Genomic DNA, 265 nt, shown 5'->3' on the forward strand with positions numbered 1-265 from the left:
GGATATAGGAACAAATGATAAACCGAAAAAGAGTATTGCTATCAGGATGATTCCCTCAGCTCCAGGTGAGCAATATTTCGAAGGTGAAATTATAAATAAGCAGTTTCAAGTGCTTGTTAAGAGCGATAACCAATTAGAGGTTAATAACACAATAGAAGCAATTGCACGAGAATTGAATAACGTTCATAGGCGAAGTTTCAATGCTATTGATGGCTCCTATACACTAATGCGACTTAATGTGTATGTGGAGCCTAATTTTGTTGAG

General features: G+C 36.6%; 1 protein-coding gene. It reads left to right on the forward strand.

Translation table 11 applies throughout. From position 1 onward, the window contains the following. The coding region (locus tag SB775_RS30325; protein ID WP_410864955.1) for a phage tail terminator protein at positions 1-265 on the forward strand (265 nt) is incomplete at both ends.

Source organism: Peribacillus sp. SIMBA_075 (genome assembly GCF_046534585.1).